This window comes from Mesorhizobium sp. M0615 (assembly GCF_040320805.1).
Classification (GTDB): domain Bacteria; phylum Pseudomonadota; class Alphaproteobacteria; order Rhizobiales; family Rhizobiaceae; genus Mesorhizobium.
Map to the genome: position 1 here is coordinate 76443 of NZ_JAMYQI010000017.1, position 12967 is coordinate 89409.

Sequence of the window (12967 nt, forward strand, 5' to 3'; positions counted from 1 at the left end):
TTCCTTGACAGGAAATTTACACGACTTGCGAGCGATGAACGGCGCACCATCTTTTTACAATCATGACAGATTTACAGCGGCAGGCAGTCAAACACAACACAGGTTTTCTCTTATTTTCTACCGGAAATAGCGGTTTTCCTCGCTCTCGTCGCGGCGCAATGTAAATGATGTCACACACAGACGACGCACACTATCCCAGGGCGCGGCGTTTCAAGACACTGGCATCGATTGATCTGGAGTGACCAATGACTGATTTTTACAATCTTGTCCCATCCGCGCCCGAAGGCCGCTTCGACGGCATCGAACGACCCTATTCGCCGGACGATGTGAAGCGGCTGCGCGGGTCGGTCCAGATACGCCAGAGTCTTGCCGAAATGGGCGCCAACCGGCTGTGGAAGCTCATCCACGAGGAAGACTTCGTCAATGCACTCGGCGCCATGTCGGGCAACCAGGCGATGCAGCAGGTGCGTGCCGGGCTGAAGGCAATCTATCTCTCGGGCTGGCAGGTAGCCGCCGACGCCAACACCGCGTCGGCCATGTATCCGGACCAGTCGCTCTATCCCGCCAATGCGGCGCCCGAACTGGTCAAGCGCATCAACCGCACGCTGCAGCGCGCCGATCAGATCGAGACCTCGGAAGGCAACGGCCTGTCGATCGACACCTGGTTCGCGCCGATCGTCGCCGATGCCGAGGCCGGCTTCGGCGGACCGCTCAACGCCTTCGAGATCATGAAGGCGTTCATCGAGGCCGGCGCTGCCGGCGTCCACTATGAGGACCAGCTGGCCTCTGAGAAGAAGTGCGGCCATCTCGGCGGCAAAGTGCTGATCCCGACCGCCGCGCATATCCGCAACCTCAACGCGGCGCGTCTGGCGGCCGACGTGATGGGCACGCCGACGCTAGTCGTGGCACGCACCGATGCGGAAGCGGCAAAGCTTCTGACCTCCGACATTGACGAGCGCGACCAGCCTTTCGTCGACTACGATGCCGGCCGCACGGTTGAAGGCTTCTACCAGGTCAGGAACGGCATCGAACCGTGCATCGCGCGCGCCGTTGCCTATGCGCCGCATGCCGACCTGATCTGGTGCGAAACATCCAAGCCCGATCTGGCGCAGGCCAAGAAATTCGCCGAAGGCGTGCGCAGGCATCATCCGGGCAAGCTGCTCGCCTATAATTGCTCGCCGTCGTTCAACTGGAAGAAGAACCTCGACGACGCGACGATCGCCAAGTTCCAGCGCGAGCTCGGCGCCATGGGCTACAAGTTCCAGTTCATCACGTTGGCCGGGTTCCACCAGCTCAACTTCGGCATGTTCGAGCTGGCCCGCGGCTACAAGGCGCGGCAGATGGCCGCCTATTCCGAGCTGCAGGAAGCCGAGTTCGCGGCCGAAGTCCACGGCTACACCGCGACCAAGCACCAGCGCGAGGTCGGCACCGGCTATTTCGACGCCGTCTCAATGGCGATCAGCGGCGGCCAGTCCTCGACCGCCGCCATGCATGAATCGACTGAGCACGCCCAGTTCAAGCCGGCAGCGGAATGAACCGGTCGACATACCAACAGAGGAAACGCCCGAAGGGCAAGGGAGAAGAAAATGGCATCCATAAGCCGCGTCAAGGAACGTGCAGAAGAGCAGTCCACCACGATGAGTGTCGACCAACAGGCGACCATCCGCATGCTGGCCAACGACCTGCACCGGCTCAATCAATCGGTGATGAAGGCAGTGGAGGCCGGCGTCTCGGTGGAACTGGTGCGCTCGGCCCGGCATCATGGCGGCGACGGCAATTGGGGCGACCTGCTGATCCCGGTGATCGTCACGCAGAAGAGTCACGGCTGATCTTTCCCTTACGGAAGCTTTGTGCTTGTGGAATCTATGGGCCCCGCCGTTCACTGGCCGATTTCAACGTCACCCGCGGGTTTTCAGCGCGGGTGACTTTCGCTTTTGAGCGTAAACTTAACTACAGTTCGAAAACAGACCTTGTCTCCGGGGTTTATATTTCCAGCTATATTTCGCAGGTCCGTCATTTCAGCTTGACATGGCGGGCGATCTCACGCCAATTGGCTCTCGGATTTCAACCCTGCATTGAAGCAGCGCCGAGTGCCCGCCCCGCCCATGTGCCCTGTGAACCGCGAGACCGACACCGCCAAACATCTGAATTCGTCAAGCAGGGACGCGAACTCCGAGATATCAACGGATTTCTCCCACGTGCTGGTCGTTGGAAGATCGCCGATTAACCGGGTGGTGGTGTCGAAGATCGTCGAGAAGTCCGGACTGAAGCCGATCTCCGAGTCGCCCGAAATGGCGGCAAAGACATTGCGAACCCTCATTCCGGGCGCCGTCGTTCTCGATGGCGGCCCCGACAACGAGGACTGCCGCGCGCTGATGGCGGCCATCGACGCCTTGCGGCGGACATCTGGGCGGTCGCTCCCCAAGGTGATCCTGCTTTCAACCAAGACCGGCACGCCCGACAGCCTGGGCCTGTCGAGCGTGGTCGATGTGGTGGTAACCAAGCCGATCACCACCGAAAGGCTGCAGCCGGTGGTCGACCGGCTGATCAGTCTCGGGCGCGGCTGATCGCAATCCGCCCGAACGCGTGCGGGGCGGTCAGCCTTCCTTGCCGATGCTCTCGATCAAAGCCGGCAGTTCGCCAAGATCGACAAGCTGACGAAAACGCGGTGCCTCGACCGGCGGCTCGACGTGTTCGAGCACCCAGGTCAGCTCGTGCGGCACATACACACCCCAGCTGCCGGCCTCGATGGCCGGCACCACGTCCGACTTGAGCGAATTGCCGACCATCATGCTGGTCTGCGGGCTGCCGTGGCGGCCAAAGATCCTGGCATAGGTGGCGGCGCTCTTGTCGCTGACGATCTCGACGGCATCGAACAGGTCGCCAAGGCCGGACGCCGCCAGCTTGCGCTCCTGGTCGAACAGATCGCCCTTGGTGATCAGCACCAGATGGTAGGCGCCGGCGAGCCTTTCCACGGTCTCACGCGCATGCGGCAAAGCCTCGACCGGATGTCCCAGCATGTCGCGGCCGGCGGCAAGGATTTCGGCGATGGTCGACCCCGGCACACGGCCCTCGGTCACTTCTATTGCCGTCTCGATCATCGACAAGGTAAAGCCCTTGATGCCGAAGCCGTAGACGGCAAGGTTGCGCTTCTCGGCCTCCAGCAGCCGTGCCGAAATGTGCTCGGCCTCCCCATGGTCGGCGAGCAGGGTTGCAAAATGCTTCTCGGTCAGGCGGAAGAACTGTTCGTTCTGCCATAGGGTATCGTCGGCGTCGAAGCCGATAGTGGTCAGGGGCATGGTCGACTGTCCCGTTCAAGTGAAGGCAATGATGTAGACGTTGTCGCCGCACACTGCTAGCTACGGCAAGGGAATGGTGGGAAGCAATGCCGGAATTGGGCGCCTGGAAGCGTGAACTGGAGCAAATTGTGGGCTCCTTGCCAGGGCGTACTCCGACTGAACTCATAAATGCCATCCGAGATCTTGGCATCGCCATGGGACACGATACCGGCGAGGCGTTGCTTGAAACCTACCCGGAGATCCTTTCGTACCGACCGGCGCTGACCGCCGCATTCGGCAAGATGGTGCAGGAGCAAGATACCGCCGAGATCAGGCACATGCTGGATCAGGATCTGAGCGGTCCGGCATCCTTCGGGCAGATCGCAGCGGGAAAAACAAGCATCGGCGTGCTGTCATCCAGGGATGCGTATAATCGCCTGAACGAAGTCTTCGATCACGTCGATTTCGGCAGCTGCTGCCGCGCTGTCATGGTCGGCTGCGGAGGGCGTCCGTTTACGATGTTCCGCATACACGACCAGACTGTCGTCCCCGAAATCATCGGTCTCGATATTGTGCCTGAAGCGGTCGAAACGGCAAACAGGCTTGCGGCCAAGCTCGGCTATGTGCGGATGCGGGCCGAGCTTTGCGACGGCCGCGACTATGACTATGGCGAGGCGCAGGTCGTTTACGTCGCCAGCATGGTATCGCCCAAGGCAGCGGTGGTTTCTCGCATAGCCGATACCGCGCCTCAAGGTGTGCAGATCGTCTTGTGGGAGCCGGTCTCGCTTGGCAGGCTGTGGGTGGAAAGCGTAGAAAGAACGCTTGATCCCCGGCTTGCGGTTACCGGCCGCACGAGCATCCATCGAAATATGACGCGGGACGTGTTCGTTGCACGCGGGAGTGTTCCCAGGCCAGCAAGCTGATCATGCCAGGGCTGCGGATGAGCGACCGCGTGCTGCTTACCCTGGTACAGGCATGGTGCCTTGTCCGCCATCCGATGATTTGCGCCCGCACCTTCAATCATAGCGGCGTGCTGCCCGATCCGGCAAGGCCCGCTTCCTATGCAGACAAGTTCCTGTGGCGCAAGATTTTCGACCACAATCCCTTCTTCACCACGGCTTGCGACAAGCTCGCCTCGAAAGCCTACGCTCTGTCCACCTGTCCAGAACTCAAGACGGCTGCGGTTCTGTGGTCCGGATATGACGCGGCAGAACTTCCGGCGGAGCTGCTCACCGGCAATGTCATGGTGAAGGCCAATCATGGCTGCCGCTGGAACATGATGGTGCGCAACGGTGAGGTAGACAGAGCTAGGCTGCGCCGGCGTACGGCACGCTGGATGCGCCACCGCTACGGCAGGAAGCTCGGCGAATGGGGCTACAAGCACGCCAGCAGGCGCATCCTCGTGGAAGAGATGCTCCTCGAGGACGGTCAGCCCGTTGCTTTGGAGTACAAATTCCACGTGTCTAACGGGACGACGGCCTATGTCTATGCCGCGCGTCGGGATGAACACGGCAACGAACAGAAATGTCATTTCGACCGTGACGGAACCTACGCGCCGCCACCGCCAGGCAGCGGCCCCCAGTGGATCCGGATCGACCTGCCGGCATCCTTCCCGCGCATGCTTGCCATCGCCGAGCGGCTGACCGCGCCGTTCGATCACATGCGATGCGATTTCTACGAAATCGAAGGCGCGATCTTCTTTTCCGAATTCTCGGTCTATCCGCTATCCGGCAAAGGCATCATCAACACAAGGCTCAGGGATCTGTGCGCAGACAGCTGGAACCTCAGCCAATCCTGGTTCCTGACCGCGCCGCAAAGCGGATGGCGCAGGCGCTATGCCGGTGCCTTGCGCAGATGGCAGGGCGCAAATGCGCCGCCCGGCAAGGCCGTCTGACATAGGCCGTTCAGCCTCGTTGCCGCACCTATCGGGCCGGCTCCCCTTCCCTTCCATCACCGGCAACAGCTATACTGTGATAATTGCAACCCAAACTGGTGAATGATGCCGCCTGCGAAAAAGGAAGTCCGTCCGTCGACCCGCGGAGGACGCGTCCGAACGCCTGCCTTCGTGAAAAATCAACGCGGCGTGAAGAACTGGAAGGAAGTCAGCGCCTGGCTGGAATGGCGCGGCATCGAAGACATAGAATGCATCACGCCTGATCAGGCTGGCGTCGCGCGCGGCAAGATGATGCCGTCGAAGAAATTCACTTCCAACACCTCGCTGGCGCTGCCATCGGCAGTGTTCATGACGACGATTTCGGGCGGCTATCCCGAGGACGGCAACGGTTTCCACTATCCGGAGGATGATGGCGACCTGAAGCTGATGCCGGATCTGTCGACGTTGACCGTGGTGCCGTGGGAAGAAGACCCGACGGCCGCCGTCATCTGCGACCTCGTCCATCAGGATGGCCGTTCGGTCGAGTTCACGCCGCGCAACGTCCTGAAGCGCGTGGTAGCAGCCTATGACAAGCGCGGGCTGAAGCCGGTGGTGGCGCCCGAGATCGAATTCTACCTGGTGCGCAAGAACCCCGACCCGGATTACCCATTGACGCCACCAGTCGGGCGTTCCGGGCGGCCAATCGGCGGCGGAGCGGGCTATTCGATCGCCGGCGTCAACGAGTTCGACGAACTGATCGACGACATCTACCATTTCTCCGAAAGTCAGGGCCTGGAGATCGACACGCTGATCCACGAGGAAGGCGCCGGCCAGCTCGAGATCAATCTGCGTCACGGCGATCCGGTCGAGCTCGCCGACCAGGTGTTCATGTTCAAACGCACCATTCGCGAGGCAGCGCTGAAGCATGAGATCTATGCCACCTTCATGGCCAAGCCGATCCAGGGCCAGCCAGGTTCTGCCATGCACATCCACCAGTCGATCATCGACAAGAAGACCGGGCTGAATATCTTTTCGGCGAAGGACGGCTCGGAAACCGACGACTTCTTCCATTTCATCGGCGGCATGCAGAAGCATGTGCCGAACGCGCTGGTGATGTTTGCCCCTTACGTCAATTCCTACCGCCGGCTGACGCAGTCGGCCTCGGCGCCGGTCAACAACAAATGGGGCTATGACAACCGCACCACGGCGTTCCGCGTGCCGCGCTCGGATCCGGCGGCGCGGCGTGTCGAAAACCGCATCCCGTCTTCCGACGCCAACCCCTATCTGGCGCTGGCGGCCTCACTTGCCTGCGGGCTGATCGGCATCACCAACAAGATCAAGGCCGAGCCTCCGGTGCTGACCACCGCAAACGCCGATGAGATCGACCTGCCACGCGGCCTGCTCGAAGCCGTCGACCTTTTCGAAGGCGACGAGGAACTATGCGCTCTTCTGGGCAAGTCCTTCGCCGCAACCTATGCAGCGATCAAGCGGGCGGAGTTCGAGACCTTCATGGAAGTGATCAGCCCGTGGGAGCGGGAGTATCTGTTGCTCAACGTGTGAGCGGCGACTTCGTCGTGTGAATGGTGAATAGTGAATGGTGAGTAGTTTCATATTGGATGGATGAGCGCAGACGTCGTGCGTCTCGCAGCCATTCACCATTCACCATTCACCATTCACCATTGGCTGGTGTCCCCATGCCTTACCAATCACCTATCTCCCCCGGTCGCTCCTGGTACGAAGACACAGCCGGACCACGCCCTGAGTACCCTGCCCTGGACGGCGGCCGCAGCTGCGACGTCGTCGTCGTCGGCGGTGGCTTCACCGGGCTGTCGGCGGCCGCTCATTTGGCGAAGGCGGGAGCCGACGTCGTTCTGATCGAGGCGCATCGCTTCGGCGACGGCGCTTCAGGGCGCAATGGCGGCCAGCTCGGCACGGGCCAGCGCGCCTGGGCCGAAGAGATGGAGGCCGAATACGGCTTCTCCCGCGCCAAGGCGCTGTTCGACCTTGCCGAAGAGGCGAAAGCGCACCTGCTCGAATTCGCCGCCGTCAACCAGATCGACATCGACTATATGCCCGGCCAGTTGTCCGTGGCGCACAAGCCGCGTTATCTCAACGACTACAAGGCGCATGCCGAGATCATGGCCAGCCGCTTCAACTATCCGCATATCGCCTTCATGGATGCAAGGGAAACGGCCGAACGGCTGGGCTCCATACGCTACTTCGGCGGCACCCGCGACACCGGCACCGGACACATCCACCCGATGAAGCTGGTGATCGGCACGGCAAAGGTCGCGGCAGCGGCCGGCGCGCACCTGTTCGAGCAGACACTATCGACCGGTGTTACCTCCAGCGGCGGCAAGGTCAGGGTGACGACTTCGAGAGGCACCATCACCGCCCAGAAATGCCTGATCGGTGTAAATGCCTATGGCGGCACGCTCGAGCCGGTGAGTGCCGCGCACATCATGCCCATCGGTTCCTTCATCGGCGCGACGGTGCCGCTGGGCGTGGATTCGAAAGTGCTGCCGGGCGGCGAGGCGGTCGACGATTCGCGTTTCGTCGTGCGTTATTTCCGCAAATCCAGGGATGGAAGGCTGCTGTTCGGCGGGCGCGAGGTCTATGGCGTCAACGATCCGACGGACATCCATGTCCATATCCGCCGGCAGATAGCCGAGCTTTATCCGGAGCTGCGAGATGTCGAGATCACCCATGGCTGGGGCGGCTATGTCGGCATCACCATGCCCAGGAAACCGTTCGTGCGCGAGGTGATGCCCAATGTGATCTCGGCCGGAGGCTATTCCGGCCACGGCGTGATGCTGTCGAACTTCTTCGGCAAGCTCTATGCCCAGGCCGTCGCCGGCAACCGCGACAGACTGAAGCTGATCGAGGACCTGAACATCCCGGCTTTTCCCGGCGGCCGGCGATTTAGAACGCCATTATTGTTCTTGGCACTGAACTGGTTTGCCCTGAGGGACCGAATATAGGGAAAGTATCTCACATCAGCCGTGGCTGGTACTGAGCTGATTCTATTGAGCTGTTGGTTGCCGCAGCGAGACGTTGCAGAATCCTTAACAAGAGCGCACAATTCCCCTGAAGGCGCACTGATGCCACAATCAAGGGCAAAGGATGCCGGTTCTGGGCGATTGAACGGGGATTTCTGCGGGCCTGCCCGCTTTGTTGTTGGGACCGATGCCGATCGAATGCCGGGCTGCCGGCGCCGATCGAAAGAACACCGGCTCATCTTTTGGAGGTGGCAAGAGTGAACGAGCCCTTCAGTTTCGGCGCGCCGGAACGTCGGCGCTTCGCCATGCAATTCGGTTATGACATGCGGCCCTCCTTCTGGCAGGGGGTGCGCACGAATTCGCATCTGGTGATCGCCGCGGTCGGCACCGCAGCGCTGCTTGGCGTGGCAGGCATAGCGCTTTGGCTGGCGTTGCCGGCCAACGACCGGCAAGCAGTCGCCAGCACACAGCAGAACGTTCCGACTTTTCCGGTCAAGACGACCAAGATTGCCCCGGTCGCGGCCACGGCTGCCGCGGTAGCGGCGCCACAAGCCGCGCGCAAGGGCGATGCGGTTTCATCGACGGTCGCTGCCGGTGGGGCTGCCATGCCGCCGCTGTCGGCCAACGACCCGCGCTGGACTGCGGCGCAATCCAACAGGGACCCTGCTGCGAAGCCGCCCGATCAGGCGCCTACCGAGCAGGCTGCCGCCAAACCGTCCGATGCCGCGGCATTCGAAGAACCGGCGGCGCAGGGCGACGCCACGACGCAGCTGTCAAAGGTCGCTGCTGCCGCCAATGACGACGACGCGGAAACCGCCGCCATACCGACGCCAAAACCGCAACTTCCAGACGAGCAATCTTCCGCCGCAACGAACGATACCCAGGCCAAGGCCAAGCCACAGAAGGTGGCTGCTGCAGCCGGCACCGGACGCATCCTCAGGACAGTGACAATGCGCAGCGGTCCGCAGAAAAACGCCGCCGCCATCGGCACCGTGCCCGCCAAGTCATCGGTGCAGGTGATGAGTTGCAAGAAATGGTGCCAGATCGTCTACAACGGCAAGCGCGGCTGGATCTACAAGAGCTACATCAAGACCGGAGCTTGAGACACAGACGAAGCCGCCAGATCTGGTCAGCCGCCGAGCAGCCATCTGAAACGGTGTCTTCTGCGAGCAAGTTGGCGCTTCACCAGGAAATCCCGGTGTTCCTCGAACGGCACTTCATAGAGGCCGCACATTTGGCAGCTTTCTGACCGGCCGCATAGCGGGGTCCAGCATTTCACATCGTGCGTCCAGGCGAGCGCGATCCTTTCCAGATGAAGGTTGGACGAACTTTTCAGCAGAATCAGTTCTCCTGGGACCGCGGTCTGTTTGATGTGATCCGAAACTTCCTTGGGACTGCGAAGCTCAATGAACCGGCCGCTGTCGCGGTCGGCCTGGCTGGCGCGCGAGCGATGCGCATTGTCGCCCGTGTAGATGACCTCATCGGCGATTTCGCGAGCGATCTTGTACGCACTGCCGTATTTCCTCGACGAGCCGGCGTAGTCGGATATCTGCCCAAGCACAATGCGCTTGCGAGCGGCCTTGGCCTTTGCAATCATCTCCAGAGCAATGTTGAGCGAATGCCAGGGCGCTTTGGCCGTATCGACCAGGAATTTCGGACCCGCGGATACCTCTTGCACCGTAGAGCGGTTGGGCAGTGGTGCAAACGATGCCGTTCTTGCTACGACTTGCTCTGGCGGGACGCCAAGTTCCAAGGCGGCGGCCATGGCCGCTGCAGTCGGCAGCCAGAATTGCTCGCCGGGAAAAGGCGCTTGAATATTCAGGCTGCCACCGCGCCAATGAAGGGTGAACCGCAGCAATTCCGGATACGCGGCATGCACGTCACTCACGCGGTAGTCTGCCTCGCCGGACTGGCCGAAGGTCGCAATCCGGCATTTCGCGCCAGACGCCATGCCGATCACCAGTGGGTCATCGCAATTGAGAACCGCAAGTCCATCGGGTTGGAGTGCCTCGACCAGCGTCCGCTTCTCTCCCGCCACAGCTTCCAGAGTCCTGAACTTGCCGAAATGCTCCAGACGGATCATCGTAACCACCGCCACACTCGGCTTCAGCATCTGCGCCATGGCGCTGATCGTGCCGAAGTCGGAAGCGCCGGCTTCGAAAACGACGTAATCGACTTTGCCGGCCTTCCTCAGGCGCTTGTAAAGCGTTCGGATGAGCGCAGGCATTGTATTGGCCTGGGCCTGTAGATGCACCTTGCCTTGGGCGCCCAGTATGTGTGCAAGCAGGCTGGTGGATGTGGATTTACCGGAGCTGCCGGTAATGCCGATGAACGTCGCCTTGTGACGCGCCCGCACCCAGCGCGCCTGCAGCCGTCGCAGCGCCCAGCCCAAGTCCTTGCGAATTTTCAGCGATTCCAGTTTCACACCCCGCCAGCTTTTAGCCCAGCCTAATATGCGTCGTGCCAAGTTCCAGAGTCAAACGGGCGCTGGCGTGCTTGAGCCAAAGAGTTCTAGCGACCGAGGAGCCGCAGCAGTCTGTGCTTGCGGCGCTTCGATTTTCTCTGCGCCACAAACTCACGGTGCTGCTCAAACGGCACTTCATAGAGGCCGCATTGCTCGCATCCCTCGGTTTTGCCGCATACCGAAACCCAGCACTCGACGTTGTGGGTCCAGGCAAGTGCGACACGCTCGAGGTGCAGATTGGACGAGCTCTTGAGCAGGATCAACTCGTCAGGCTGCGCGGTTTGGGCGATGTAGTCCGACACTTCCCTCGCCGTGCGCAATTCGATGAAGCGGCCGCTGTCGCGATCTGCCTGGTTCGCCTTGGAGCGATGGGCATGATCGCCGGCATAAATCACCTGGTCTGCAATCTCGCGCGCGCTGCTGTAAGCTTGGGCATATCTGTTATTCGAGCCGGAAAAATCCGATAGCTGGCCAAGAACGATACGTTTTCGCCCAAATGTCGATCCGGCTACCATGTCGAAGGCAAGGCTCAGCGAATGCCAGGGCGCCTTTGCGGCATCCACGATGAAGTGGGGGCCACCCGCGGGGACGAGCACCTGGCCGCGATTTTCCAGAGGCTGGAACGTCGCGATCCTGTGCTTGACCATCTGCGCAGGCACGCCCAGCTCAAGAGCGGTTGCCACCGCCGCTGAAGTCGGCAGCCAGAAATGCTCGCCGGGGAACGACGTCTCGATATCGAGCACACCGCCGCGCCAGTGGAGCGAGAACCGCAACGGCTTGGGATAGGAGGCCTCGATATCGCTGACGCGATAATCCGCCTGCTCCGATGTGCCGAATGTGACGGAACGGCAATAGCTCGCCGAGGCCATGCCCATCACAAGAGGGTCATCGGCATTGAGCATCGCGAAGCCGCCCGGCTCCAGCGCCGCGACCAGGGCGCTCTTTTCTCGAGCGACGTTTTCCACAGTCTTGAAACTGGCCCGATGCTCCAGCCGGACCATTGTGACAACAGCCACGTCGGGGCGAAGCAATTCGGCCATGGGCTTCATTGTATCCGGGCCGAATGCAGCAGCCTCGAAGACGACGTAGTCGGTTTTGCCGCCCTTTCCCATTCGCCTGGATAGCGTCGAGACCAACAGTTTCATCGTGTTGGCCAGAACCTGTGTATGGACCGAACCATGACCGGCCAGGATGTGTCCAAGCAGGCTTCCCGCCGTGGTCTTGCCGGAGCTTCCGGTAATGCCGATGAAAATTGCCTTGCTTCGCGCCCGCGCACGGGTGGCCAGGTAAAGCCGCAGCCGCCATCCCAGATCATAGCGACTTTTCTGCTGCCTGATCTTCATCACCCGCCAACACTATCCACGATCCGTTATGCCTTTCGGGGGATCGAGAAGTCAAACTGGGGTCCGGCGTGACGACGTCAACTGTTCGTTCCTCGGCCGGCCGGCGCACCGATGCGAACTCTTGCCGACATTGCTCTGTCTGCCATGCATTGCGAACAGCGAGGTACTTCCCGAATTGCTCAAATGCAGCGGCCGCCGTCGACCTCCAGCGCCACACCGGTGATGAAGGCGGCTTCGTCCGACGCAAGCCAAAGCGCAGCGTTGGCGATATCGAGCGGCGTCGACAGACGGCCGAGCGGTATCGAGGCACGGAATTTCTCGCGGATCTCCGGCGTGTCAGTGCCCATGAATTTCTCCAGCATGCCGGTCTCGCCGGCGACCGGGCAAAGGCAGTTCACGCGGATGTTCTTGGGCGCGAGTTCGACCGCCATCGACTTGGTCGCGGTGATCGCCCAGCCCTTCGAGGCATTGTACCAGGTGAGCCCCGGCCGCGGCCGCAGACCGGCGGTCGAAGCCGTGGTCAGGATGACGCCGCCGCCCTGCCGCTCCATGATCGGCACCACGGCAAGTGCGGCGTGATAGATCGCCTTCATGTTGACTGAAGTGATCAGGTCGAAGGTCGCCTCGTCGACGTCGAGCATGTCGCCATTGCGATGGGTGTAGCCGGCATTGTTGACCATGATATCGATGCGGCCGAAGGCGCTTTTTGCGGCATAGACCATCTCGTCGAATTCGGAACGCTGCGAAACGTCGGTCTGGGTCCAGATCGCGGCCTGGCCGATCTCTGCTGCAACGCGCTCCGCGCCCTTGGCGTTGAGGTCGGCGACGACGACCTTGGCGCCCTCTTCGGCAAAGCGCCTGGCCATGCCTTCGCCGAAACCTGACGCAGCACCCGTGATGACGGCAACCTTGTTTTCCAGACGCATGCTTTTTCCGCTCATTGAAGACCCACCTCGCAAGCGCATTTTCCTTTTTGTTCGATGCATGTCTGTCTCCCAGAACCGCTTCGC

12 protein-coding genes are annotated in these 12967 nt (G+C 61.2%); 8 read left to right on the forward strand and 4 right to left on the reverse strand.

Features of this window, described 5'->3' with window-relative positions; translation table 11 throughout:
- The first annotated feature begins 245 nt into the window (after positions 1–245).
- The 3 genes from aceA to NKI46_RS26225 all read left to right on the forward strand — a co-directional run bounded on the left by aceA (position 246) and on the right by NKI46_RS26225 (position 2567).
- Complete coding sequence (gene aceA / locus NKI46_RS26215) at positions 246–1535, forward strand: isocitrate lyase (RefSeq protein ID WP_352748732.1); 1290 nt, start codon at positions 246–248, stop codon at positions 1533–1535.
- A 51-nt stretch (positions 1536–1586) separates the two neighbouring features.
- On the forward strand, positions 1587–1829 hold the full coding sequence (locus NKI46_RS26220; protein ID WP_023669318.1) for an SMc00767 family acetate metabolism repressor: 243 nt from the start codon (positions 1587–1589) through the stop codon (positions 1827–1829).
- 276 nt (positions 1830–2105) lie between these two features.
- Complete coding sequence (locus NKI46_RS26225; RefSeq protein ID WP_023697301.1) at positions 2106–2567, forward strand: response regulator; 462 nt, start codon at positions 2106–2108, stop codon at positions 2565–2567.
- A gap of 30 nt (positions 2568–2597) precedes the next feature.
- Here NKI46_RS26225 and NKI46_RS26230 read toward each other — a convergent pair whose 3' ends face one another.
- Complete coding sequence (locus NKI46_RS26230; protein WP_031201930.1) at positions 2598–3299, reverse strand: HAD family hydrolase; 702 nt, start codon at positions 3297–3299, stop codon at positions 2598–2600.
- An 86-nt stretch (positions 3300–3385) separates the two neighbouring features.
- Between NKI46_RS26230 and NKI46_RS26235 the strand changes: the two genes are divergently transcribed.
- The 5 genes from NKI46_RS26235 to NKI46_RS26255 all read left to right on the forward strand — a co-directional run bounded on the left by NKI46_RS26235 (position 3386) and on the right by NKI46_RS26255 (position 9253).
- Complete coding sequence (locus NKI46_RS26235) at positions 3386–4201, forward strand: class I SAM-dependent methyltransferase (RefSeq protein ID WP_156929752.1); 816 nt, start codon at positions 3386–3388, stop codon at positions 4199–4201.
- A 2-nt stretch (positions 4202–4203) separates the two neighbouring features.
- Positions 4204–5172, forward strand: a complete 969-nt coding sequence (locus tag NKI46_RS26240; protein ID WP_050589025.1) for an ATP-grasp fold amidoligase family protein — start codon at positions 4204–4206, stop codon at positions 5170–5172.
- 102 nt (positions 5173–5274) lie between these two features.
- On the forward strand, positions 5275–6711 hold the full coding sequence (locus tag NKI46_RS26245) for a glutamine synthetase family protein (RefSeq protein WP_023681878.1): 1437 nt from the start codon (positions 5275–5277) through the stop codon (positions 6709–6711).
- Positions 6712–6845: 134 nt separating this feature from the next.
- Positions 6846–8132 (forward strand): NAD(P)/FAD-dependent oxidoreductase, encoded by a 1287-nt coding sequence (locus NKI46_RS26250; RefSeq protein WP_352748736.1) that lies wholly within the window; start codon positions 6846–6848, stop codon positions 8130–8132.
- A gap of 275 nt (positions 8133–8407) precedes the next feature.
- Complete coding sequence (locus NKI46_RS26255) at positions 8408–9253, forward strand: SH3 domain-containing protein (RefSeq protein WP_352748739.1); 846 nt, start codon at positions 8408–8410, stop codon at positions 9251–9253.
- Between the two features lie 26 nt (positions 9254–9279).
- Here the strand turns inward: NKI46_RS26255 and NKI46_RS26260 are convergent, their stop codons facing one another.
- The 3 genes from NKI46_RS26260 to NKI46_RS26270 form a co-directional block, all read right to left on the reverse strand.
- Complete coding sequence (locus NKI46_RS26260) at positions 9280–10575, reverse strand: Mur ligase family protein (RefSeq protein ID WP_352748742.1); 1296 nt, start codon at positions 10573–10575, stop codon at positions 9280–9282.
- Between the two features lie 86 nt (positions 10576–10661).
- Entirely contained in the window at positions 10662–11957 is a 1296-nt protein-coding gene (locus NKI46_RS26265; protein WP_352748773.1) for a Mur ligase family protein, read from the reverse strand.
- Positions 11958–12136: 179 nt separating this feature from the next.
- Positions 12137–12883: an SDR family oxidoreductase gene (locus NKI46_RS26270; RefSeq protein WP_027049416.1), complete on the reverse strand. Its 747-nt coding sequence runs from the start codon at positions 12881–12883 to the stop codon at positions 12137–12139.
- Positions 12884–12967: the final 84 nt, after the last annotated feature.

Coding starts and splice junctions, on each gene's coding strand:
- aceA (WP_352748732.1), top strand. CDS start 246: ATGACTGATTTTTACAATCTTGTCCCATCCGCGCCCGAAGGCCGCTTC.
- NKI46_RS26220 (WP_023669318.1), top strand. CDS start 1,587: ATGGCATCCATAAGCCGCGTCAAGGAACGTGCAGAAGAGCAGTCCACC.
- NKI46_RS26225 (WP_023697301.1), top strand. CDS start 2,106: ATGTGCCCTGTGAACCGCGAGACCGACACCGCCAAACATCTGAATTCG.
- NKI46_RS26230 (WP_031201930.1), bottom strand. CDS start 3,299: ATGCCCCTGACCACTATCGGCTTCGACGCCGACGATACCCTATGGCAG.
- NKI46_RS26235 (WP_156929752.1), top strand. CDS start 3,386: ATGCCGGAATTGGGCGCCTGGAAGCGTGAACTGGAGCAAATTGTGGGC.
- NKI46_RS26240 (WP_050589025.1), top strand. CDS start 4,204: ATGCCAGGGCTGCGGATGAGCGACCGCGTGCTGCTTACCCTGGTACAG.
- NKI46_RS26245 (WP_023681878.1), top strand. CDS start 5,275: ATGATGCCGCCTGCGAAAAAGGAAGTCCGTCCGTCGACCCGCGGAGGA.
- NKI46_RS26250 (WP_352748736.1), top strand. CDS start 6,846: ATGCCTTACCAATCACCTATCTCCCCCGGTCGCTCCTGGTACGAAGAC.
- NKI46_RS26265 (WP_352748773.1), bottom strand. CDS start 11,957: ATGAAGATCAGGCAGCAGAAAAGTCGCTATGATCTGGGATGGCGGCTG.
- NKI46_RS26270 (WP_027049416.1), bottom strand. CDS start 12,883: ATGCGTCTGGAAAACAAGGTTGCCGTCATCACGGGTGCTGCGTCAGGT.